Here is a 23860-nt window from a genome sequence, read left to right on the forward strand (position 1 = left end):
GTGCCGGTCAGTAATGTGCCTTTCGGCAAAAACGTTATTCCTGAAAATCAAAATGTCGAAAATCAGAAAAACCGGCATCAAGGGTATTTGGTGGAGCCGGGGGGAATTGAACCCCCGTCCGCAAGCCCTCTGCAATCAGTTCTACATGCGTAGTCGATTTATTTAGTTTTAACTTTGGACTTAGCCAACCGACAGGCCGGACCAAAGCGATTCACGTAATTTAAATCTGAGCCGTGTGACCCCAGCGCAGACCGATTCCTTGTGAATGTCGCTGCTGCGGTTCGAGGGTTACCCCCCTAGGAAGTTGCCTTCCTCCGCCTGACCCAAGGACAGATCAGTGCAGCGGCTCACCGCTTAAGCGGCGAGAGCGAAACGCTCGTCGTTGGCGTTTGTAGTGTTTCCAGTGGTTTAACGAGCGAACTGGTGCTCGGCATGCCCTGAGTTGTTTCGCGACCCACGTCGAATCCGGATCGGCCCCAAGAACTTTCTATTGTACTGGTAAATGCCATAGCCTGCTGCACTGTCCGCATGCCCGCCAAACAAGGCGTGGCGTGGGGGCGACAGCGGTTTCGGCCAGTGTCTTACTCGGCTTAGACGGCGTTTGCGCACGCAGGTTCCGTGGGCGCGCGGCCGCGTGAAGCCGCCATCAGCGCCAGCGCCAAGCCCACGGAAATCGCCACGATCAGCGCGGCCGCCCAGCCCAACGATGCCAGCCCATAGTTATCGATGACATGGCCGCCCACCACGGCGCCCAGCCCGATGCCGATATTGGCGCCGGAAATATTCAGCGACGCGGCAAAGGCCGGCGCCTGCGGAGCCGCCTTCATCAGCCGGACGTGGCACACAATAAACAGCGCCGCCTGGGCGATACCCCAGAGCCCCAGGGCCACCGCAAGCAAACCGTGCGATTGCATCACCGGCGCGACGAACACCAGCCCGGCCGCCATCATGGAAGAAAACAGCGCCGTTGCGCCCAGGGGGCTGCGGTCCACCATGCGGCCGCCCAGCGTGTTGCCGATCAAGCCCACGGCGCCAAACGCCATCATTGTCCAGCCCACGATCTGGCCGTTGAACCCCGCCAGCCGCTCAAGCATATCGGCCAAATAGGTGTAGGCCGTGAACATGCCGGTAAACACCAGCAGCGACAGCACAACATGGCCCAGCACGATCGGGTCGCGCAGGATGCGTAGCTGTGTCACCAGCTTGACGCTGTCGGCGCGGATACGGGTGCTGGGAAAGGTCAGCAGTAGCAGCAGGGCTTTGGCGAACGCCACGCCGGACAGCACCCAGAACGCGGCACGCCAACCGAAAGCGTCCGATATCAGCACGCCGATCGGGATGCCGAACACGGTGGCCGCCACGATACCGAAGGCGACCAGCGAGATGGCTCGGCCGGCACGCGCGGGGCCCACCAGTTCAACGGCGGTGGCGCTGGCCAGCGACCAGAATACGGGCAAAGCCAAGGCCGGCACGAAGCGGGCCACGGCCATGACCCAGATGTTTGGCGCCATGGCGGCTACGGCGTTTGACACGCCGAACAACGCCAAGACGCCGATAAACAGGCGTTTGCGCTCTACGTTGGCCATCAAGGCCGTCAATAAGGGACCCGTGGCGGCAACCGTGAAAGCAAACAGCGTGACCAGCAGGCCTGCCTGTGAAACGGTCACATCCAAATCGCGGGACAGGCTGGGCAAGAGGCCGACGATCAGGAATTCGGTGGTCAGGATGGTGAAACCGGCGGCGGAAAGTAGCAGGATGGGCAAAAGCATAGGCATTCCTCTAGCGCGATGCCGATTGGCGGCGCGCGGGGCAGGGCGTTGTGGTCGAAAAGGTCAGGTATGCGCCGCGGAATTAGCGTGGCGCGCTGCTGGCGGCGCTATGTCCGCCTGCGGAAGGGCGTGTGCGGTAAAGCGTGTGCGGTGATGCGTGTGCGGTGATGCGTGTGCGGTGAAGGAAGCGGGGCGGATAAAACCGCAGTCCTGCGCCGGCAAAGGCCGAGTCGGTTATCGGGAAGTTCCTGATTGCCGGGGATGGTTCACACTTTAAGGGAGTTCGAAATCGGGATAAAGCAGGCACGCGCGGAAAGATTGTTCGCCCCGATCAACTAATACCAGCGCTAATACCAGCGCAGCCCCGGGCCGGACGGGACGCTTGGGATGATCAGCGCGAGCAGGGCGACCCGGAGGCGGCGCGTAAGGGGGGATGAATCAGGCAGGCTGAAGGGAGAGGCTGAAGGGAGAGGCTGAAGGGAGAGGCTGAGGGGAGAGGCTGAGGGGAGAGGCTGAGGGGAGAGGCTGAAGGGAGAGGCTGAAGGAAGAGGCCGATGGGGACAGGCCGGCCGGGACAGGCCGATTGGGGGACGCCGATCGGGACAGGCCGATTGGGACAGGCCGATCGAGTGGGGCCGGTCGAGTGAGGCCGGTCGTGAAAGGCGGCGGACCCTGGGTCCGCCACCAGCCCGCTTCAGCGCACGTCGCTGGGCAGCAACGGTTGGATGGCGGCCCAGAGCTCTTCCGGGGTATTGGCGCAGGTTTCGGCCTGCCAGCTGATGATGTCGTCGTCTTCGCCCACGTACCCGTACGCGGCTGCCACGGCGGGCATGCCCGCGGCGTGCGCCGCCTGAATATCGCGAAGGTCGTCGCCCACGTAGACGCAGCGGTCCGTGGCAAACCCGGCTTCACGAGCCGCATGTTGCAGGGGCAGCGGGTGCGGCTTGGCGTGGGCGGTGGTGTCGCCGCAGACCAGCACGGCGCTGTCGCGGGTCAGATCCAGGAACTCGACGATGGGCAGCGTCAGATACGTCACTTTATTGGTGACGATGCCCCACGACAGGCCGCGTTCGCGAATATTCGCCAGCAATTGCTCGATGCCGGGAAACAGCTTGCTGTGCACCGTGGAGCTGGCCGCGTAGTCTTCCAGGAACTGGAGGCGGGTCGGCTCGTAATCCGGATGGCCGGGCGCCAGGTCCAGCGCCACCCGAAGCAGGCCACGCGCGCCTTGCGACGCTACCGGACGCAAGGCTTCATACGGCATGGGCTCCAGGCCGCGACGCGTGCGCTGCTGGTTGGCGGCGGCGGCCAGATCGGGGGCGGTGTCGGCCAGGGTGCCGTCGAAATCAAACAGGATCAGGGCGCTCATTTGCGGGTAGCCATCAGGTAGTTGACCGAGGTGTCGGACGACAGCGAGTAGATCTGTGTAATCGGGTTGTATTCCATGCCCCGCATGCTGACCGGCTCAAGCTGGGCAGCGCGGGCGGCGGCGGACAGTTCGCTGGGCTTGATGAACTGGTCGTAGCTGTGCGTGCCGCGCGGCAGCAGTCGCAGAACATATTCGGCGCCAATGATAGCGAAGAGGAAGGCCTTGGCGTTGCGATTCAGTGTTGAAAAGAACACCCAGCCGCCCGGTTTGACCAGCGTTGAGCAGGCGCGCACGATGGACGCCGGGTCCGGCACGTGTTCCAGCATTTCCATGCAGGTGACCACGTCGTACTGGCCGGGCTGTTCGACAGCCAACTCTTCAACCGGCACGTTGCGGTATTCCACCTTTACGCCCGATTCCAATCCGTGCAAGCGAGCCACTTTAAGGGACTTGTCCGCCAGGTCGATACCCGTGACTTCCGCGCCGCCGCGCGCCATGGCTTCAGCCAGGATGCCTCCGCCGCAACCGACGTCCAGCACTTTCTTGCCCGCCAGGTTGCCCGCACATTCCTGAATCCATTCCAGCCGTAGCGGGTTGATGGCATGCAGCGGCTTGAACTCGCTTTCGGGATCCCACCAGCGGCTGGCCAGGGCGCTGAACTTGTCCAGTTCGGCTTGGTCGGCGTTGACGGCAGGGCGGTCGGAGTCGTGAATTTGCGTGGTCATGGGAAGGTCCAGCGAAAGGCGACGCTATATATATAGAGGGGCGGCTGACGCCCAAGGGCGAGGCAAGCCGCAGGCCATGGCACCAAGCTGGTGCATGACGGGCGAAAAAAAGGGCCTCGCTATGCGAGGCCCCTTATTGTAGCTAGTCCGGCAATTACTTGCGGCTACCCACGATTTCGATTTCAACGCGACGGTTTTGGGCGCGGCCCTCTTTCGTCTTGTTGGAAGCGATCGGGTTCGACTCGCCCTTACCTTCCGTGTAGATACGGTTGGGGTCGATACCCTTGCTGACCAGGTAGGTCTTGACCGAAGCGGCGCGGCGCTCGGACAGCTTCTGGTTGTAGGCGTCAGTACCGATCGAATCGGTGTGGCCAACAGCAATGATGGTTTCCAGCTCGATACCGCGAGCTTGCTGGGCGACTTGATCCAGCAGCTGACGACCTTCGGGCTTCAGGGTCGACTTGTCGAAGTCGAAGAACGTGTCAGCATTGAACACGACCTTTGCCGCCATCGGGGCCGGCTTCGCCTTCTGTTGTGCAACCGGGACACCGTCGCAACCGGGGATACCGGTGGCAGGGGTCCAGAAAGCATCGCGCCAGCACAGTTCGTTCGTACCGTTTTTCCAAACGTTACCGAACGGGTTGCGCCAGTTGTCCACGGTTTGCGCGGAAGCTACACCAGAGGCCGTGACGGCGGCGAAGGCGAGCGCCAGAGCGAATTTGGAGGGTTTGTTCATGTTTCTCCTCGTTGAGCTTGAAGCTGGATAAGTGACTCGCAGCGAACCCCCGCCGCATATCAGGAAAACGGGGCCAGTATAGCAACGCCAAGAGCTGGTTCAAAGGATTAGCTACTGGGTTTCCTGCGTGCTGGAAACAATCTTAAGGCATTTGGGCACCTTTGGCTTCCCTGGAGAGGCGCATTAATGCTGGATACGGCGTTTTCGGCGCTCGTTCGGTTTTCCATGTTGGTTTTTGACAACAGGGGCGGAGGGCGTGGCCCGGCGGTCCAAGGACCTGTCCGACCAACTACCCGGGCCGACGCCTTGCGGCACACCGCAAGCAAGCCGGGCAAACGGGAACGGAATCGAATGATAGAATTTCCTGTTTACCCGGCCCGGGTTCCTCCTTACACGATTCTGTCGTTATATATATGGATTCCTTTGCCAAGGAGACGCTTCCGGTTTCGCTGGAAGAAGAGATGCGCCGCAGTTACCTCGATTACGCAATGAGCGTGATCGTTGGGCGGGCGCTACCGGATGTGCGGGATGGGCTCAAGCCCGTCCACCGGCGCGTGCTCTACGCGATGCATGAGCTGAACAACGATTGGAACCGCGCTTACAAGAAGTCGGCGCGTATCGTCGGGGACGTAATCGGTAAATACCACCCCCACGGTGACCAATCCGTGTACGACACCATCGTCCGCATGGCGCAGGATTTCTCCATGCGCTACATGCTTGTGGACGGCCAAGGTAACTTCGGCTCCATCGACGGCGATAACGCCGCGGCGATGCGGTACACCGAAATCCGCCTGGCGAAGATCGCCCACGAGCTGCTGGCCGACATCGACCAGGAGACGGTGGACTTCGGCCCCAACTATGACGGCAGCGAACAAGAACCGCTGCTGTTGCCTTCGCGCCTGCCCAACCTGCTGGTGAACGGCAGCTCTGGCATTGCCGTGGGCATGGCCACCAATATCCCGCCGCACAACTTGCAGGAAGTGGTCGACGGCTGCCTGTACTGCCTTCGCAATCCGGCCTGCACGGTCGATGAACTCATCGAGATCATCCCGGCGCCGGACTTCCCCACGGGCGGCATCATTTACGGCATGTCCGGCGTGCGCGAGGGTTATCGCACGGGTCGCGGTCGCGTCATCATGCGCGCCAAGACGCACTTCGAAGACATGGAAAAGGGCAACCGCCAAGCCATCGTCATCGACGCCATCCCCTACCAGGTCAACAAAAAGACGCTGCAGGAACGTATCGCCGAACTCGTCAACGACAAGAAGATCGAAGGCATCTCCGATATTCGCGACGAGTCCGACAAGGACGGCATGCGCCTGGTCATCGAGCTCAAGCGCGGTGAAGTGCCCGAGGTTGTGCTGAACAACCTGTACAAGAATACGCAGTTGCAAGACACCTTCGGGATGAACCTGGTGGCACTGGTCGATGGCCAGCCCCGCCTTCTCAACCTGAAGCAGATGATCGACTACTTCCTGCAGCATCGCCGCGAAGTGGTCACGCGCCGCACGGTGTTCCAGTTGCGCAAGGCTCGCGAACGCGGCCACGTGCTGGAAGGCCTGGCCGTTGCGCTGGCAAACATCGACGACTTCATCACGATCATCAAGGCCGCGCCGACGCCTCCCGTCGCGCGCCAGGAATTGATGGCCAAATCGTGGGATTCGTCGCTGGTTCGCGACATGCTCTCGCGCGCCGATGGCGACACGCCGGGAGGCCGCGCGGCCTTCCGTCCGGATGACCTGGGCGACGAGTTCGGTCTTCAAGGCGACGGCCTGTACCGTCTGAGCGACACGCAAGCTCAGGAAATCCTGAACATGCGCCTGCAACGCCTGACCGGGCTTGAGCAGGACAAGATCGTTGGCGAATACAAGGACATCATGTCCACCATCGCCGACCTGCTCGACATCCTCGCACGCCCCGAGCGCATCACGACCATCATCAGCGACGAGCTTCAGGCCATCAAGGCCGAATTCTCGACGAACACGAAGGATTCGCGCCGTTCGGAAATCGAACTGAACGCGACCGAGCTCGACACCGAAGACCTGATCACGCCGACCGACATGGTCGTGACCCTGTCGCACGGTGGCTACATCAAGAGCCAGCCGCTGTCCGAATACCGTTCGCAAAAGCGCGGTGGACGCGGCAAGCAAGCCACGGCGATGAAGGAAAACGACTGGATCGACCAGCTGTTCATCGCGAACACGCACGATTACCTCCTGTGCTTCTCGAACCGTGGCCGTGTGTACTGGCTGAAGGTCTGGGAAGTGCCGCAAGGCACGCGCAACTCGCGCGGCAAGCCGATCGTCAACATGTTCCCGCTGGCTGATGGCGAGAAGGTCACGGTGGTGCTCCCGGTCAAGGAATTCAGCGAAGATCACTACGTCTTCATGGCGACCTCGCGCGGTACGGTCAAGAAGACCCCGCTGTCCGACTTCTCCAACCCGCGCAAGGCCGGCATCATTGCCGTGGACCTTGACGACGGCGACTACCTCATCGGCGCCGACCTCACGGACGGCAAGCACGACGTCATGCTGTTCTCGGATTCGGGCAAGGCCGTGCGCTTTGACGAAAACGACGTCCGTCCGATGGGCCGCAACGCCCGCGGCGTGCGCGGCATGATGCTGGAAGAAACGCAGACCGTCATCGCGCTGCTGGTGGCCGGCGACGAAACGCAGACCGTGTTGACCGCAACCGAAAACGGTTACGGCAAGCGCACCCCGATCGGCGAATACACGCGCCACGGCCGTGGCACCAAGGGCATGATCGCCATCCAGACCACCTCGCGTAACGGCAAGGTGGTGGGCGCGGTGCTGGTCAACCCGACCGACGAAATCATGTTGATCACCACCGGCGGCGTGCTGGTGCGTACCCGTGTCGCGGAAATCCGCGAAATGGGTCGCGCCACGCAGGGCGTTACGTTGATCAACGTTGACGACGGCAGCACGCTGTCCGGCGTGCGTCGTGTTGTGGAAAGCGACGCGGACGACGACGGCGAACTGGACGACGACGTCCAGGCCGAAGACGGTCAGACGGAAGGCGGCGACGATAGCAACGGCGCAGCGGACTCGACGGATTCGACGGAACCTACGGAGCAATAATGGCCCGCCCCTGGAACTTCTCGGCAGGCCCCTCGGCCTTGCCCGAGGTGGTATTGCAGCAAGCAGCAGCTGAGATGCTGGATTGGCATGGCAGTGGCATGTCGGTGATGGAAATGTCCCATCGCGGCAAGCACTTCGTGCAGATCTGCGACGAAGCCGAATCCGATTTGCGCGATCTGCTGGGCTTGCCCGCTGATTACGCGGTCATGTTCATGCAAGGCGGGGGTTCCGGGGAGAACGCCATCGTCCCCATGAATCTCATGGGGCGCCGGGGCACGCCGGCCGCCGACTTCGTCGTGACGGGCCATTGGTCCAAGCGTTCGTACAAGGAAGCGGCTCGCTACGGCAGCACCCACGTGGCGGCCAGCAGCGAGCAAGCCATCCAGCTGGATGGCCGCGAGCAGGCGCCGTTGACCTGGGTGCCGCCGGTCGACACCTGGAACGTGCGCCAGGAATCGGCCTACCTGCATCTTTGCAGCAACGAAACGATTGGCGGCGTCGAGTTCATGGGCTGGCCCGACACCGCCGCGCTGGGCGCGCCCGATGTGCCGCTGGTGGTGGATGCGTCGTCGCATTTCCTGTCCCGGCCCATGGACATCACGCGCTGCGGCATGGTGTATGCCGGCGCGCAGAAAAACGCAGGCCCGGCAGGCGTGACCATGGTCATCGCCCGCCGCGACCTGATCGGCCACGCCTTGCCCATCTGCCCGTCGGCGTTCGACTACGCCAACGTGGCCGCCGAACATTCGCGCTACAACACACCGCCTACCTTCGCGATCTATGTCGCGGGCCTGGTGTTCAAGTGGGTCAAGGCCAACGGCGGCGTGGCGGGCATGGAAGCCGCCAACAAGGCCAAGGCCGATCTGCTGTACGGCTACCTGGACAGCAGTGGGTTCTACCGCAATCCCATTCACGCGCCCGTGCGTTCGCGCATGAACGTGCCGTTTGTGCTGCGCGACGAATCGCTCAACGACACCTTCCTGCAAGGCGCCGATGCGGCGGGGCTGACCCAACTGAAGGGTCACAAGAGCGTGGGCGGCATGCGCGCGTCCATCTACAACGCCGTACCTCTTGCGGGGGTTGAAGCGTTGGTCGAGTACCTGAAGGAATTCGAGCGCCGCTATGGATGAAGACCTGCAACGCAAGTTGCGCCCCTTGCGCGAACGCATCGATGCGCTGGACGCGCAGATCCTCGACCTGCTGTCGCAGCGCGCCCGCGCCGCACTGGAAGTCGGCGAAGCCAAGCACGCCGCACAAGCCGATGGCCCGGTGCTGCGCCCCGAGCGCGAGGCCGAAGTCATCCGCCGCTTGCAGCAGATCAACCCCGGCCCGTTTCCGAATGCGGGCGTGGCGTCGGTCTGGACCGAAATCATCTCGGCCTGCCGAGGCCTGGAACGCGGCATGACAGTTGCCTACCTGGGCCCGCAAGGTTCGTTTTCCGAGCAGGCGGCGCTGGAGCATTTTGGCCACGCCGTCCAGAAGCTGCCTTGCGCGTCGTTTGACGAGGTGTTCCGCGCCGTCGAGGGCGGGCAGGCCGATGTGGGCATGGTGCCGGTGGAAAACTCCACCGAAGGCGCCGTCAACCGCAGCCTGGATCTGCTGCTGAATACGCCGCTGACGATCCTGGGCGAGCGCTCGCTGGTGATCCGCCATTGCCTGATGTCGCAGTCGGGCACCATGGACGGCATCAAGACCATTTCCGCGCACCCGCAAGCGCTGGCGCAGTGCCAGGGCTGGCTGACACGCAACTATCCCGATGTGGAACGGGTTGCCGCGTCCAGCAACTCCGAAGCGGCGCGCGCCTCGGCGGGCGACCCGACCATCGCGGCGATTGCCGGTGAAGTGGCCGCGCCCGCCTGGAATCTTCAAGTCATCGCGGCCGGCATCCAGGACGATCCGCACAACCGCACCCGGTTCTTGGCCATCGGCAATATCCAGCCGCTGGTCAGCGGCAAGGACAAGACCAGCCTGATCCTGGCCGTGCCCAACCGCGCCGGCGCCGTCTACGAAATGCTGGCGCCCCTGGCGGACAACGGCGTGTCGATGACCCGCTTCGAGTCGCGCCCCGCGCGCACCGGCCAGTGGGAATATTATTTTTACGTAGACGTCCTGGGTCATCGTAATGATCCGAACGTTCAGCGCGCGCTTGCCACGTTGCAGGCGCAGGTTGCCTACCTGAAGGTGCTGGGTTCGTACCCGGCGCCGTGAGCCCACACCATGACCACCGCATCCAAGCCCCTCGTTGCCCCGGCGCACGTCAGCGCCATTGCGCCCTATCAGGCGGGCAAGCCCATTGAAGAACTGGCCCGTGAATTCGGGTTGGATCCGGCGGGCATCGTCAAGCTGGCCTCTAACGAAAACCCCTTGGGCATGCCCAAGTCGGCGCGCGCCGCGATGTTGGCCGCAGCCGAGTCCCTGGCGCGTTATCCGGACCCCAACGGCTTCGATCTGAAGGCCGCGCTGGCCGAACGCTATGGCGTGCCGATGAACTGGATCACGTTGGGCAACGGCTCGAACGACATCCTGGAAATCGCGGCATTGGCGCTGCTGGAGCCGGGTTCGTCGGCCGTCTACGCGCAACATTCGTTTGCGGTCTATCGGCTTGCCACGCAAGCGCGCGGTGCACGCCACATCGTGGTGCCGGCAAAAGACTACGGTCATGACCTTGACGCCATGTTTGACGCCATTGCCGACGACACGCGCTTGCTGTTCATTGCCAACCCGAACAATCCCACCGGTACGTTCGTGCCTGGCGACAAGATTGCGTCTTTCCTGGAGCGCGTGCACGCCGCTCACGGCGATCGCGTCACCGTGGTGCTGGACGAGGCCTACAACGAATACCTGGATCCGGAATATCGCTTCGACAGCACCGCGCTGGCACGCCGTTTCCCGAACCTGATCATTTCTCGCACGTTCTCCAAGGCCTATGGGCTGGCGGGGTTGCGGGTGGGCTTTTCGGTGTCGCAACCGCCGTTGACCGACTTGCTTAATCGCGTGCGTCAGCCGTTCAACGTGAACACGTTGGCACAGGCAGCGGCTATCGCCGCCTTGGGCGATGCCGCCTACCTGGAAGAAGCCTACGCATCGAACAAGTCGGGCAAGGCGCAGCTTTGCACCGCCTTCGATCGGCTTGGGCTGCGCTATGTGCCCAGCTTCGGCAATTTCGTGCTGGTGCACGTGGGCGACGCGCCCCGCATCAATCTGGAATTGCTCAAGCGTGGCGTAATCGTTCGTCCCGTCGCGGGCGATGGCCTGCCGGAATGGTTGCGTGTGTCGATCGGGCTGCCTGAAGAGAACGCCCGCTTTATTGATGCCCTGACCGACATCCTGGCCACATGAACGACGCGTTACCTTCTTCCGATCAGGGGGCCGCTGGCCCCCTGATTCCTGTATTGGCCGTGGTGGGTGTGGGCTTGATCGGTGGTTCGTTTGCCGCCGCGCTGCGTCAGGCAGGGCAGGTGGGGCGCGTGCTGGGCGTGGGGCGTAACGCCGCATCGCTGGCGCGCGCTGTTGAGCTGGGACTGATCGACGAAGCGGTCAGCGCCGAAGATGCCGCCGCACACGCGGATCTGGTTCTTCTATCCACACCGGTCGGTGGCCTGAAAAACGTGTTGTCGCGGATGCTTCCCCATCTGGGCGCCAACACCATCATCACCGATGCGGGCAGCACCAAGGCCGAAGTGGTCGATGCGGCGCGCCAAGCGTTGGGCGAGCAAATCGGGCGCTTCGTGCCGGGGCACCCGATTGCCGGCGCCGAGCGCACGGGCCCCGACGCCGCCGATGCCTCGCTGTATCGCGGCCGCACCGTCATCTTGACGCCGTTGCCGCAGAACAGCGCCGCGTCCATCGCGCTGGTGCGTCGTGCGTGGCAAGCCTGCGGCGCCAGCGTCATCGACATGGACGCCGACGCGCACGACCGCGTGCTTGCGTCGGTCAGCCACCTGCCGCATCTGCTGTCCGCCGTCTATATGAAGCAGGTGGCCACGGCCGCCGATGCCCGCACGCGCCTTGACCTGGCGGGTAGTGGGTTTCGCGATTTCACGCGCATCGCGGCGGGTTCGCCCGAGATGTGGCGCGATATCTTTTTATCCAATCGCGACGCGATGCTGGCCGAGCTTGCCGAGGTGCGCGCCGTGCTGGACCGAGCCGAACGCGCCATTGCCAATGGCGACGACGCAGCCTTGCTGGCTTTGCTGGACACTGCGGCCCAGGCGCGCCGCAAGTGGCAACAGGAGTAACTGACATGGGCGCTTTGCCTTATCTGGACCTGCCGCGCGTGCGGCAGGCGCACGGCGTAATGGCCTTGCCCGGTTCAAAAAGCATTTCCAACCGCGTGTTGCTGTTGTCGGCCATTGCCGAAGGCAGCACGCTGATCACCGGGCTGCTGGATTCCGATGACACGCGCGTCATGCTTGGGGCCTTGCGCCAATTGGGCGTGCAGGTGTCCGACCTGGATGCCGGTCGCGTCACGGTAGAGGGCGTGCGTCGTTTTCCGGTGGAAAGCGCGGATCTTTTCATGGGCAATGCGGGCACTGCGATCCGTCCGCTGACCGCCGCGTTGGCGCTGATGGGCGGTGACTACCGACTGTCGGGCGTGCCGCGCATGCATGAACGGCCCATCGGTGATCTGGCGGATGCCCTGAATGCGCTGGGCGCCCGCATCGATTATCTGGGCCAGCCCGGCTATCCGCCGCTGCATATCGGCCGCGGCCAGATCGCCGACGAGGCGGTTACGCGCGTGCAGGGCTCGGTTTCCAGTCAGTTCCTGACGGCCTTGTTGCTGGCCGCGCCGTTGCAGGCCGGCAGCAGTGGCAAGCCCGTGACCATCGAAGTGGTGGGCGAGCTGATCTCCAAGCCTTACATCGAAATCACGCTGAACCTGATGGCGCGGTTTGGCGTGCAGGTGCAGCGCGACGGCTGGAGCCGGTTCGTGATCGAAGGCGGGGCGGGCTACCGCAGCCCGGGCCAGATCGCGGTCGAAGGCGATGCCTCGACAGCATCCTACTTTCTTGCGCTGGGCGCGATCGGCGGCGGCCCGTTGCGCGTGACCGGCGTGGGCGCGGACAGCATTCAGGGCGATGTCGCCTTCGCCGACACACTGGCGCAAATGGGCGCCACGGTCACCTACGGGCCCGATTGGATCGAGGTTGCCGGCGTAAGCGTGGCGGACGGGGCGCGTCTGAAGGCCTTCGATACCGACTTCAATCTGATTCCGGACGCGGCCATGACGGCTGCGGCGCTGGCCTTGTATGCCGACGGCCCTTGCCGGCTGCGTAACATCGGCAGCTGGCGCGTCAAGGAAACGGACCGCATCCATGCCATGCAGACCGAGCTTGAAAAGCTGGGGGCAACGGTGGAATCCGGACCCGACTGGCTACGGGTCATCCCGCCGGCCCAGGACGCCTGGCGCGACGCGCACATCGGCACCTGGGACGATCACCGCATGGCCATGTGCTTTTCATTGGCGGCTTTCGGGCCCGCCGCCGTTCGAATTTTGGACCCGGGTTGCGTCAGCAAGACGTTCCCGGGTTATTTTGATGTTTACGCAAGCCTCGTGTCGGCCTAGCGCACTTTCACCATGACTTCCTCTTCATTGACTGACTCTTTTGCCGCCGTCATCACGATCGATGGCCCCACCGCGTCCGGCAAGGGCACGGTGGCTCATCGCGTTGCCAAGGCGCTGGGATGGGCCGTGCTGGACAGTGGCGCGCTGTACCGCCTGACCGCCCTGGCAGCCTTGAACCAAGGCGTGTCCGTCGACGATGAGCCCGGTGTGGCGCGCGTGGCCGAAACGCTGGACGTCCGCTTTGACGGCCCGCACGTATACCTGGCCGGCGTCGATGTCGGGCACGACATCCGGCGCGAGGAAGTCGGTAATTTCGCTTCTCGTGTCGCCGCGTTTCCGGGCGTGCGCCGGGCGCTGCTGGAGCGCCAACGCGCGTTTCGGCGGCCTCCCGGGCTGGTCGCCGACGGTCGCGACATGGGCACCGTGGTCTTCCCGGACGCGTCGCTGAAGGTGTTCCTGGTTGCCGATGTGGTGGCCCGGGCCGAGAGGCGGCGTAAGCAGTTGATCGAAAAGGGAATTTCTGCTAATCTAGACGACCTTCTGCGAGACATGCGCGAGCGAGACGCCCGCGATACCGAACGCGCCACGGCGCCGCTGGCTCCCGCAGCAGACGCACACGTACTGGATTCCTCTGATTTGACGATTGCAGAAACGGTGCAGGCAATACTGGATTTTTGGCAGCAGGCCGGCAATAAGGCAGATAGCTGAGGCTACAAGCCCAGGCAAATAGCCGATTTGTCGGATTCTGCGCTGCAAAATCGCCCGGACGGTACAACGTATTACGAACGTACAACGTCCGGGCCTAGTTTTATTTGATTAGGCCCTGTCCTCGCCAGGCGCAACCCCCACGGGCCACCCCGCAGGGCAAACCGGCAGGCAGGTATTTTGACTCCACTGTGGCGGGCAATCCGCTGCGGTGTGTTCTTAACGGCCATTTCGGCCCAATGGATTTCAACCCCATGTCTTCCGTTTCCACTACCGCCACCGGCGGCGAAAGTTTCGCCGACCTTTTCGCACAAAGCCTCAAGAGCCAGGACATGAAGTCCGGCGAGGTCATCAGCGCCGAAGTCGTGCGCGTCGACCATAATTTCGTCGTCGTCAACGCCGGCCTGAAGTCCGAAGCGCTGATCCCCCTGGAAGAGTTCCTGAATGACCAGGGCGAGCTCGAAGTGCAACCCGGCGATTTCGTCTCGGTGGCCATCGATTCCCTGGAAAACGGCTACGGCGACACCATCCTGTCGCGTGACCGCGCCAAGCGCCTGTCGGCCTGGCTGCAACTGGAAAAGGCCCTGGAAAACGGCGAGCTGGTTACCGGCACCATCACCGGCAAGGTGAAGGGCGGCCTGACCGTCATGACCAACGGCATCCGCGCGTTCCTGCCCGGTTCGCTGGTGGATCTGCGTCCGGTCAAGGACACCACCCCGTACGAAGGCAAGACCCTCGAATTCAAGGTCATCAAGCTCGACCGCAAGCGCAACAACGTTGTGCTGTCGCGTCGCCAAGTGCTGGAAGCCAGCATGGGCGAAGAGCGTCAAAAGCTGCTCGAAACCCTGCACGAAGGTGCTGTGGTCAAGGGCGTGGTCAAGAACATCACCGACTACGGCGCGTTCGTTGACCTGGGCGGCATCGACGGCCTGCTGCACATCACCGACATGGCATGGCGTCGTGTGCGTCACCCGTCCGAAGTCCTGCAAGTGGGTCAAGAAGTCGAAGCCAAGGTCCTCAAGTTCGACCAGGAAAAGAGCCGCGTCTCGCTGGGCGTCAAGCAGCTGGGCGAAGACCCGTGGGTGGGCCTGGCTCGTCGCTACCCGCAAGGCACCCGCCTGTTCGGTAAGGTCACGAACCTGACCGACTACGGCGCGTTCGTCGAAGTCGAAGCCGGCATCGAAGGCCTGGTCCACGTGTCCGAAATGGACTGGACCAACAAGAACGTCGACCCGCGCAAGGTTGTTACCCTGGGCGAAGAAGTCGAAGTCATGGTCCTGGAAATCGACGAAGACCGTCGTCGTATCTCGCTGGGCATGAAGCAGTGCCGTCAAAACCCGTGGGAAGAGTTCGCCACGAACTTCAAGCGCGGCGACAAGGTCCGCGGCGCCATCAAGTCGATCACCGACTTCGGCGTGTTCGTTGGTCTGCCTGGCGGCATCGACGGCCTGGTTCACCTGTCCGACCTGTCCTGGACGGAAACGGGCGAAGAAGCCGTGCGCAACTTCAAGAAGGGCGACGAGATCGAAGCCGTGGTTCTGGGCATCGATACCGACAAGGAACGCATCTCGCTGGGCATCAAGCAGCTGGAAGGCGACCCCTTCAACAACTTCGTCGCCACGTTTGACAAGGGCGCGGTTGTTCCGGGCACCATCAAGTCCGTCGAAGCCAAGGGCGCTGTTGTCACGCTGTCCGTGGACGTTGAAGGCTACCTGCGCGCTTCCGAGATCTCTTCGGGTCGCGTTGAAGATGCCACCACCGTGCTGAACGCCGGCGACAACATCGAAGCCATGATCGTCAACATCGACCGCAAGACGCGTTCGATCCAGCTGTCGATCAAGGCCCGTGACAACGCCGAGACCGCCGATACGATCCAGCGCATGTCCGACGCCAGCGCTTCGTCCGGCACCACCAACCTCGGCGCGCTGCTGAAGGCCAAGCTGGACCAACAGCGCAACGACGGTTAATTCGTGACCAAGTCGGAGCTGATCGCCGCCTTGGCGGCCCGCTATCCTCAGCTGGCCGCCCGCGACACCGATTACGCCGTCAAGACCGTGCTGGATGCGATGACCCAGGCCCTGGCCTCGGGTCAGCGCATCGAGATCCGCGGCTTTGGCAGCTTCTCGTTGTCGCAGCGGTCTCCCCGCATCGGCCGCAATCCGAAGTCCGGCGAACAGGTGCTGGTGCCTGGTAAACAGGTACCGCACTTCAAGGCAGGCAAGGAATTGCGCGAACGGGTTGACCTGGTCGGCGGCAATGACGAGGACGCCCAGTCTTCTGGATCGGGTGAACCGATGACGTCAATGGCAAGTTTGCACGCCATGCACTGACGAATCGGCTAGTAAGGCTGCCTACGGGCAGATCGGACCGAGAACAGGCCCCTTGAGAAATCAAGGGGCTTTGTTTTTTCCGCTTGGGATTCGTCCCGCTTTTGCGGGGATTTTTTTTCTTGGACGCTTAAGACGTCGCTTACAATTGGCAGTCTTGAATTCTCTGGAGCATGCGTCATGCGCTATCTAGTCTGGGCCCTGCGATTGCTCGTGTTTATTGCGGTGTTGATGTTCGCCTTGAAGAACACCGACCCGGTCGCCGTGAAGTTCTACGCTGACTACGTCGTGCAAGATGTGCCGCTGATTGTCGTGATGCTGGTCGTGTTCGTTGCCGGCGCGTTGTTCGGCCTGTTGCTGACTGTGCCCGCCGCCATGCGCCGCCGCCGCGAGGCCATGCGCTTGCGCCGCGAACTGGATCGCGTCCAGGCCGCTGCCAACGGCACCACGCCCGTCGTGCCCCCCGAAGCCGTTGCCCCGATGTCGCCGCTTTGATGGCGCGCCGATCACCGTACGTGCCGCACTCGCATCCCGCACTGAATAACAGCAAGAGCCCGAAACGTGGATTTTGAACCTTGGTGGCTGATTTTCGTGCCGGTGTTGTTCGCGCTGGGCTGGCTGGCCGCGCGTTTTGACATCCGGCAAATGCTTCGCGAAACGCGCAGCCTGCCCGATTCCTATTTCCGCGGGCTGAACTTCCTGCTCAACGAAGAGCCGGACCGAGCCATCGACGCCTTCGTCGAAGTGGCCAAGCTGGACCCGGAAACAACCGAACTGCACTTTGCGCTGGGCAGCCTGTTCCGTCGCCGTGGCGAAATGGAACGCGCCATCCGCGTGCATCAAAGCTTGCTCAGCCGTTCCGATCTGCCTGAGGCCGAGCGTGAACATGCGCAGCATGAACTGGCGCAGGACTTCCTGAAGGCCGGCATGCTGGACCGCGCCGAAAGCGGTTTCGAACAGCTCAAGGACACGCGCTACGCCTTGCCGGCGCTGCGCTCCTTGATCCGTATCTTTGAATCCGAACACGACTGGCCGCGCGCGATCGAAGCGGTCAAGACCTTGCAGGGCCTGGTCGATGAGCCTGTCCCGCAAATCGTGCATTACTACTGCGAGCAGGCGCAGACCGCGCTGTCGGCCAAGCCGGCCGACGTGGACGCGGCGCACAAAGCGCTGGACGCCGCCGACCATGCCTTGTCCACCACCGATGCGGCGGTGGGCAAGGGCGCCAAGGTGCGCACGGCGATGCTGCGTGCGCGCCTGGCGTCGCTGGAACAGGACCCCAAGCGCGAGCGGCTTTATCTGGAATCGGTCATGACCGACGCGCCGGAATTCGCCGGGCTGGTGGCCGAGCCGCTTCTGGCCAACTATCGCGCCGCCAATCAGGTCGTGGCGGGGCTTGATTTCCTGCTCAAGCAATATCAACGGCACGCGTCGCTGGACCTGTTCAACGTGGTGTTTCGCGAACTGCGCGTGCAGCAGGGGGCGGACGTGGCGTGGGCGTTCGCGCGCGGTGCGTTGCGCAGCCATCCGTCCTTGCTCGGCCTGGACCGCCTGCTGGAAGCCGAACTGGCCAACCCGGAAAGCGGCGCGGAAGGCGGGCCGGTGCCTGGCGCCGACCTGACGCTGCTGCGCAGCCTGATTCACAAGCATACGCAACGCCTGGACCGCTATGCGTGCCGTAGTTGCGGATTTCAAGCGCGTCGTTTTTACTGGCAATGTCCCGGTTGCAACGCCTGGGAGACCTACGCGCCGCGCCGCCTGGAAGAACTTGAATGAAGCCTTTTCCCGCCGAAGCCATTTCCCAAAGCCGCGTCCTTGTCGTGGGCGACGTGATGCTGGACCGCTACTGGTTTGGCGAAGTCGAACGCATCTCGCCGGAAGCACCGGTGCCCGTGGTGCGGGTCGCGCGCCGTGAAGACCGCCTGGGCGGCGCCGCCAACGTCGCGCGCAACGTCGCGGCGCTGGGCGGGCAGGTGACGCTGGTGGGCGTGCTGGGCGAGGACGAGGCGGGCGACAGCATCCGCCGCTTGTCCGCCGAAGCCGGCATCCGTGCCGATCTGATTGCCGACCCCTCGCTGCACACCACGTTGAAGATGCGCGTGCTGGGCCGTCAGCAGCAATTGCTGCGCGTGGACTTCGAGCAGCATCCCGAGCAAGCCGCCCTGGACAGCGTGGACGCCGCGCTGGCGCGTCATCTGGCCAACCACGATGTGCTGGTGTTGTCCGACTACGCCAAGGGCGTGCTGACGCGCGTCGAAACGTTGGTCTCCATGGCGCGCCATGCAGGCATACCGGTGCTGGTGGACCCCAAGGGCGACGACTATTCGCGCTATCGTGGCGCGACCCTGGTCACGCCCAACCGGGCCGAAATGCAGCAGGCCGTGGGCCGCTGGAATTCCGAAGCTGAACTTACCGATCGCGCGCAACGCCTGCGCGCCGATCTGGATCTTGAAGCCCTGCTGGTGACACGGTCCGAGCAGGGCATGACATTGTTTACCGATGCGGGACGTGACCACATCGATGCGCAGGCGCACGAAGTGTTCGACGTGTCCGGTGCCGGCGATACGGTATTGGCCACGCTGGCGGTGTCGCGCGCCATTGGCTTGCCGTGGGCCGAATCGATGGGCTGGGCCAACAAGGCCGGCGGCATCGCCGTGGGCAAGTTGGGCACCTCCGTCGTCACCGCCGCGGAACTCGCAGGAGAAATTTCATGATCGTCGTAACCGGAGCCGCGGGCTTCATCGGCAGCAACCTGGTGCGCGGGCTTAACCGCCGTGGCATCCATGACATCATCGCGGTCGACGACCTGACCGAAGGCGACAAGTTCGTCAACCTGGTCGACTGCCAGATCGCCGAGTACATGGACAAGGACGACTTCCGCCGCCGCGTGGCCGACGGCAGCCTGCCCGCCGTGCGCGCGGTGTTGCATCAGGGCGCCTGCTCGGACACCACCGAGCGCAACGGCCGCTACATGATGGACAACAACTACCGCGTCACGCTTGAACTGTTCGAGTTCTGCCAGACGCGACGCATTCCCTTCCTGTATGCCTCGTCCGCCGCCGTCTACGGCGGCTCGTCCGTCTACGTCGAGGACCCGGCCAACGAAGGGCCGCTGAACGTCTACGGGTACTCCAAGCTGTTGTTCGATCAGGTATTGCGCAAGCGCATGGACAGCCTGACCGCGCAGGTGGTCGGCCTGCGTTATTTCAACGTTTATGGCCCGCACGAACAGCACAAGGGCCGCATGGCCTCGGTGGCGTTCCACAACATGAACCAGTTTCTGGAACACGGCCATGTGCGTCTGTTCGCCGGCTGGGACGGTTATGTGGACGGTGGCCAAAGCCGCGATTTCATCTCGGTTGAAGACGTCGTGGCGGTCAACCTGCATTTTCTGGACCATCCCGATCAATCCGGCATCTTCAATTGCGGCACGGGTCGGGCGCAGCCCTTCAATGACGTGGCCGCTGCCGTGGTGAACACGTTGCGTGCCGAACGCGGCGAGGCCGAGCTGACGTTGGCGCAGTTGGTCGAGCTGGATCTGATCCGCTACATCCCGTTCCCGGAAGACCTGAAGGGCCGCTACCAAAGCTATACGCAGGCGGACGTCACCCAGCTGCGCACCGCCGGCTTCCATGCGCCGATGCGAGACGTGCAGACTGGTGTTGCCGAGTACGTGCGCTACTGGCGCGCACGCCGCTGAAACGGGCTACCCAAGCGCGGCCCTATGCGCGCCACCGAGCGAATTCCAGGCCACCCTTCAGGGTGGCCTTTTTTTGCACCCGTAGTTTCCGAGGTGGATCAATCCGTTCACTGCGCGGCCCGCAGGCAGGGCAAACGTCCATGATCCGGGGGTGGTTCGGCATTCGCCGCACCCTTATTTTCCGGAGACCCTAATGAACCCTTTTCTTGTACCCGCCATCGTCCGTCGCGGCGTGTCCATGCCGTGGCGCAAAGCGCGCTTGCCGCAGGCGCCGGCTGGCGCACACAAGGGGCGCCGCCTGTGGCAACACGTGCTGGGCGTCATGCTGGTGAGCGCCGCGCTGGGCTTCACGGCGCCAGAAGCCCGGGCGGTGGACGTCAACCAGGCCACCGCGCAACAGCTGGAGACCATCCGCGGCATCGGCCCGCGCACGGCCGAGATCATCATCAATGAACGCGATCGCGGCGGCCGCTTCGATTCGTTCGAAGATCTGGCCGAGCGCGTGCGCGGCATTGGCGAGAAAAAGGCGCAGGCCTTGAAGGCGGCCGGCTTGCAGGTGGGCGAGGGCGACGGCGCGGCAGGATCGGGCCAAAGCCAAAGCCAAAGCCAGAGCCAGGGCGGGGCGGCGCCCAATGCCAAACCGGCCAAGGGCAAGCCCAGCACGGCACCGGCGCCTGCCCGACCCTGACGAGGCGGGTCGGCGGCTAACCCCTGGCGCGAGCGCGGCTTTTGCCCGCGCCCGGCGCCAGGCAGAGTTATTATCTTTTGCATGACTACTACCTACCCCACTATCGAGCAGACCGTCGGCAATACGCCACTGGTGCGTTTGCAGCGCATTCCCGGTGCTGCGGGCGACGCGCGTGGCAACGTCATCCTGGCCAAGCTGGAAGGCAATAATCCCGCCGGTTCCGTGAAGGACCGCCCGGCCTTGTCGATGATCCAGCACGCCGAAGCGCGTGGCGATATCAAGCCAGGCGATACCCTGATCGAGGCTACCAGCGGCAATACCGGCATCGCGCTGGCCATGGCGGCGGCGATGAAGGGGTACCGCATGATCTTGATCATGCCCGACAACCTGTCCGTGGAGCGCAGGGCTGCCATGGCCGCCTACGGCGCCGAGCTTATCCTGACGCCCGCAGACAAGGGCGGCATGGAATACGCCCGCGATCTGGCCACCGAAATGCAGGCCGACGGCCGGGGCGTGGTACTGGACCAGTTCGCCAACCCCGACAACCCCCGCGCGCACGTGGAAACCACCGGCCCCGAACTGTGGACGCAAACCGAAGGGCGCATCACGCATTTCGTCAGCGCCATGGGCACCACGGGCACGATCATGGGGGTGTCGACTTACCTGAAATCCCGCAACCCCGCCGTGCAGATCGTCGGCGCACAGCCGGCCGAGGGCTCGCAGATCCCGGGTATCCGCAAGTGGCCCGAGGCCTATCTGCCCAAGATTTTCGACCGCAGCCGCGTGGACGCCTACGAATCCATCGAGCAATCGGAAGCTGAAACCATGGCGCGCCGGCTGGCTGCCGAAGAAGGCATCTTTGGCGGAATTTCGTCCGCTGGTGCGCTGGTGGCCGCCTTGCGTGTCGCGGAAAGAGTCAACGACGCCACCATCGTGTTCATCGTTTGCGACCGCGGCGACCGCTACCTGTCCACGGGCGTTTTCAACTGATCACGCACGGCAGTGGTGGGGCGCATGCAGCCCCACAATAAAAAAATGCCCCGTTCATCCCGACGGGGCATTTTCGTTTCCGGACGGGCAGATCAGCGCGCGACGCGGGCTTCGATCTCGTACGCCAGGTCCGCCACCGACGTCGCGTAGAAGTAGCTGCGGTTGTACTTGGTCAGCGCGAAGAAGTTGGGCGTGCCGACCCGGTATTGCGCCGTGCCGCGCGCTTCCTCGACCAGGTCCACCACCCCCAGCGGTTGGGTGCCCCAGCCATTGCTGCTGGCGCCCGGCTGCAAGCGCGCGCCGGCTGCCGACAGGGTGCCCCAGGTTTGTTTGGGTTCAAGACCGCCGTCGACCAAAGCAGTGGGGTCCGCCGGCAACACCACCGGCGCAAATACGGGCAAGCCTCGCTGCCAACCGTGCTGCGCCAGGAAGCTGCCCACGGACATGATCGCGTCCTGCGTGTTGTTGGTCAGGTCGATATGGCCGTTGTCGTCGCCGTCCACCGCGTAATGCATGATGCTGGTGGGCATGAACTGCGGCATGCCGATGGCACCGGCGTACGAGCCCTGCGTTTCAAGATCCAGCTTGTCTTTCATGACCAGCGTCAGGAAGTCGGCCAGTTGGCCCCGGAACATCGCGGCGCGCTCGGGCTTGTTGGGATCGGGATAGTCAAAGGCCAGCGTCGCCAGCGCGTCCAGCACCCGGAAGTTGCCCATGTTGCGGCCGTACAGGGTTTCGACGCCGATGATGGACGCGATGATGGGGGCCGGCACGCCAAAGCGCTGGGCGGCCTGATTGAGCAGGTCGCGGTTTTCGTTATAGAACTCGACACCCCAGCCGATGCGCTTGGGTTCCACGAAGCGCGAGCGATACGTCAGCCAGCTGCGCCAGATTTTCTTGCCCGGCGGCGCCGGCGCGATCAGCCTGGATACCGTGGCGTTGTAGCGCGAGCTTTCCAACGCCTTGACCATCGGGTCCAGCGGCAATTGGCGTTCGGCCGCCAGATCCTGCACGAAGCTGCGCACTTCCGGACGCAGCGCGCCGGTGGCCGTCAGCGTGGCAGGGGCGTCATCCGGCAACTCGGAGCCGGGTGTCGGCGTGGCGGGTCCGATGCGGATAGCGGCGTTTGCGGAAGCGGCCGCGGGCTGGGCCGAAAGGGTATTTGGAGCAGAGGGGGCGGTGGTGGAGCAGCCCGCCAGCAGGGCGGAAAGCGTTCCGAGTTGCAGTAATCGCCGACAGATGAACATAATCTTCCTTATGGAGACCATGTATCTTACCCACCCGGCTTGCCGCTTGCATGAAATGGGCAGTTGGCACCCCGAAAGCCCGCAGAGGCTGGATGCCATTTCCGACCAGCTATTGGCCAGCGGCCTGATGCCCTATCTGGACGACCGGCAAGCGCCGCAGGCGTCGCGCCACGACATTTTGCGCGTGCACACCGTCCAGTATCTGGACAGTTTGCGCGAACATACGCCGGACCAAGGGTATTACCCAATCGATCCCGATACGCTGATGAATCCCCACACCTACGAAGCGGCCCTGTACGCGGCGGGCGCGGGGGTCGCGGCCGTGGATGCCGTCATGGGCGGCGAGGCCCGCACGGCGTTCTGCGCGGTGCGTCCGCCCGGGCATCACGCCTGCCGGTCGCAGGCCATGGGCTTCTGCTTTTTGAACAACGTCGCGATCGCAGCGCGCCATGCGCTGGATTTTCATGGCCTGTCGCGCGTGGCCATCGTTGATTTCGACGTGCACCACGGCAACGGCACCGAGGACGTCTTCGCGGGCGACGAGCGCGTGCTGATGTGCAGCTTTTTTCAGCATCCGCTCTTTCCCAACAGCGGCGCCGACCAGCCCGCGGACAACATGCTGAACGTGCCCGTGCCGGCGTATACCGTGGGGCCGGCGGTCAGGACGATCGTCACCGACCAGTGGCTGCCCCGGCTTGAAGCTTTCCGCCCGGAACTGATCCTGGTGTCGGCCGGATTCGATGCGCATCGGGAAGACGACATGGGCCAGATGGGCCTGGTCGAGGCCGACTACGCCTGGATCACCGAGCAGCTTGTCGAGGTGGCTGAACGGCACAGTCAGGGCCGGATCGTCAGCACGCTTGAAGGTGGTTACAACTTATCTGCACTGGGACGCAGTGTCGTTGCGCATATACGAGCGCTGGCGAAGCTGTAGAATCAG

General features: G+C 63.5%; 21 protein-coding genes and 1 other RNA gene. 16 read left to right on the forward strand and 6 right to left on the reverse strand.

The genetic code is table 11. The annotated features are described in order from the left end of the window. Positions 1–88: 88 nt before the first annotated feature. The 5 genes from ssrA to ompA form a co-directional block, all read right to left on the reverse strand. Positions 89–478: a transfer-messenger RNA gene (ssrA, locus tag YH64_RS01415) on the reverse strand. Positions 479–590: 112 nt separating this feature from the next. Beyond that, positions 591–1769 (reverse strand): MFS transporter, encoded by a 1179-nt coding sequence (locus YH64_RS01420; RefSeq protein WP_046802718.1) that lies wholly within the window; start codon positions 1767–1769, stop codon positions 591–593. Positions 1770–2463: 694 nt separating this feature from the next. Then, a complete protein-coding gene (locus YH64_RS01425) occupies positions 2464–3138 on the reverse strand; it encodes an HAD-IA family hydrolase (RefSeq protein ID WP_046802719.1) in 675 nt (224 codons plus the stop codon). Next, entirely contained in the window at positions 3135–3863 is a 729-nt protein-coding gene (gene ubiG / locus YH64_RS01430; protein ID WP_046802720.1) for a bifunctional 2-polyprenyl-6-hydroxyphenol methylase/3-demethylubiquinol 3-O-methyltransferase UbiG, read from the reverse strand. Before ubiG ends, YH64_RS01425 begins: the two co-directional genes overlap by 4 nt. Before the next feature lie 154 nt (positions 3864–4017). After that, positions 4018–4599: an outer membrane protein OmpA gene (gene ompA / locus YH64_RS01435; protein ID WP_006225153.1), complete on the reverse strand. Its 582-nt coding sequence runs from the start codon at positions 4597–4599 to the stop codon at positions 4018–4020. 413 nt (positions 4600–5012) lie between these two features. Here ompA and gyrA point away from each other — a divergent pair, with 413 nt between their 5' ends. The 15 genes from gyrA (at position 5013) to cysM (ending at position 21673) form a co-directional block, all read left to right on the forward strand. Next, the gene (gyrA, locus tag YH64_RS01440; RefSeq protein ID WP_046802721.1) at positions 5013–7697 is read left to right on the forward strand and encodes a DNA gyrase subunit A; all 2685 of its coding nucleotides are present in this window, start codon (positions 5013–5015) and stop codon (positions 7695–7697) included. Next, positions 7697–8827, forward strand: coding sequence for a 3-phosphoserine/phosphohydroxythreonine transaminase (gene serC, locus YH64_RS01445; protein WP_046802722.1), 1131 nt, complete (start codon positions 7697–7699; stop codon positions 8825–8827). The genes gyrA and serC overlap by 1 nt, the downstream gene beginning before the upstream one ends. Then, a complete protein-coding gene (gene pheA / locus YH64_RS01450; protein ID WP_046802723.1) occupies positions 8820–9905 on the forward strand; it encodes a prephenate dehydratase in 1086 nt (361 codons plus the stop codon). Before serC ends, pheA begins: the two co-directional genes overlap by 8 nt. A 9-nt stretch (positions 9906–9914) precedes the next feature. Beyond that, positions 9915–11036, forward strand: coding sequence for a histidinol-phosphate transaminase (gene hisC / locus YH64_RS01455; protein WP_046802724.1), 1122 nt, complete (start codon positions 9915–9917; stop codon positions 11034–11036). After that, entirely contained in the window at positions 11033–11935 is a 903-nt protein-coding gene (locus YH64_RS01460; protein ID WP_046802725.1) for a prephenate dehydrogenase/arogenate dehydrogenase family protein, read from the forward strand. The genes hisC and YH64_RS01460 overlap by 4 nt, the downstream gene beginning before the upstream one ends. 5 nt (positions 11936–11940) lie before the next feature. Beyond that, positions 11941–13263: a 3-phosphoshikimate 1-carboxyvinyltransferase gene (gene aroA / locus YH64_RS01465; protein WP_046802726.1), complete on the forward strand. Its 1323-nt coding sequence runs from the start codon at positions 11941–11943 to the stop codon at positions 13261–13263. Positions 13264–13275: 12 nt separating this feature from the next. After that, the gene (gene cmk, locus YH64_RS01470; protein ID WP_046802727.1) at positions 13276–13971 is read left to right on the forward strand and encodes a (d)CMP kinase; all 696 of its coding nucleotides are present in this window, start codon (positions 13276–13278) and stop codon (positions 13969–13971) included. A 251-nt stretch (positions 13972–14222) separates the two neighbouring features. Next, positions 14223–15935, forward strand: a complete 1713-nt coding sequence (gene rpsA / locus YH64_RS01475) for a 30S ribosomal protein S1 (protein ID WP_046802876.1) — start codon at positions 14223–14225, stop codon at positions 15933–15935. Between the two features lie 3 nt (positions 15936–15938). Further along, the gene (locus YH64_RS01480) at positions 15939–16298 is read left to right on the forward strand and encodes an integration host factor subunit beta (RefSeq protein ID WP_046802728.1); all 360 of its coding nucleotides are present in this window, start codon (positions 15939–15941) and stop codon (positions 16296–16298) included. A 177-nt stretch (positions 16299–16475) separates the two neighbouring features. Further along, positions 16476–16790, forward strand: a complete 315-nt coding sequence (locus YH64_RS01485) for a lipopolysaccharide assembly LapA domain-containing protein (protein WP_046802729.1) — start codon at positions 16476–16478, stop codon at positions 16788–16790. Between the two features lie 66 nt (positions 16791–16856). After that, positions 16857–18071: a lipopolysaccharide assembly protein LapB gene (gene lapB / locus YH64_RS01490; RefSeq protein WP_046802730.1), complete on the forward strand. Its 1215-nt coding sequence runs from the start codon at positions 16857–16859 to the stop codon at positions 18069–18071. Then, the gene (gene rfaE1 / locus YH64_RS01495) at positions 18068–19009 is read left to right on the forward strand and encodes a D-glycero-beta-D-manno-heptose-7-phosphate kinase (RefSeq protein ID WP_046802877.1); all 942 of its coding nucleotides are present in this window, start codon (positions 18068–18070) and stop codon (positions 19007–19009) included. The genes lapB and rfaE1 overlap by 4 nt, the downstream gene beginning before the upstream one ends. Next, entirely contained in the window at positions 19006–19995 is a 990-nt protein-coding gene (gene rfaD, locus YH64_RS01500) for an ADP-glyceromanno-heptose 6-epimerase (RefSeq protein WP_046802731.1), read from the forward strand. The genes rfaE1 and rfaD overlap by 4 nt, the downstream gene beginning before the upstream one ends. 193 nt (positions 19996–20188) lie before the next feature. Continuing rightward, the gene (locus YH64_RS01505) at positions 20189–20683 is read left to right on the forward strand and encodes a DUF655 domain-containing protein (RefSeq protein ID WP_052945920.1); all 495 of its coding nucleotides are present in this window, start codon (positions 20189–20191) and stop codon (positions 20681–20683) included. A gap of 81 nt (positions 20684–20764) precedes the next feature. Then, complete coding sequence (gene cysM / locus YH64_RS01510; protein ID WP_046802732.1) at positions 20765–21673, forward strand: cysteine synthase CysM; 909 nt, start codon at positions 20765–20767, stop codon at positions 21671–21673. 92 nt (positions 21674–21765) lie between these two features. Here cysM and mltB read toward each other — a convergent pair whose 3' ends face one another. Beyond that, positions 21766–22920, reverse strand: coding sequence for a lytic murein transglycosylase B (mltB, locus tag YH64_RS01515; RefSeq protein WP_046802733.1), 1155 nt, complete (start codon positions 22918–22920; stop codon positions 21766–21768). Positions 22921–22930: 10 nt separating this feature from the next. Here mltB and YH64_RS01520 point away from each other — a divergent pair, with 10 nt between their 5' ends. Beyond that, entirely contained in the window at positions 22931–23854 is a 924-nt protein-coding gene (locus tag YH64_RS01520; protein ID WP_082134324.1) for a histone deacetylase family protein, read from the forward strand. The last annotated feature ends 6 nt before the right edge of the window (positions 23855–23860 follow it).

Origin of the sequence: Achromobacter sp. LC458 (assembly GCF_001005835.2) — a bacterium.
GTDB lineage: Bacteria > Pseudomonadota > Gammaproteobacteria > Burkholderiales > Burkholderiaceae_B > Achromobacter > Achromobacter spanius_B.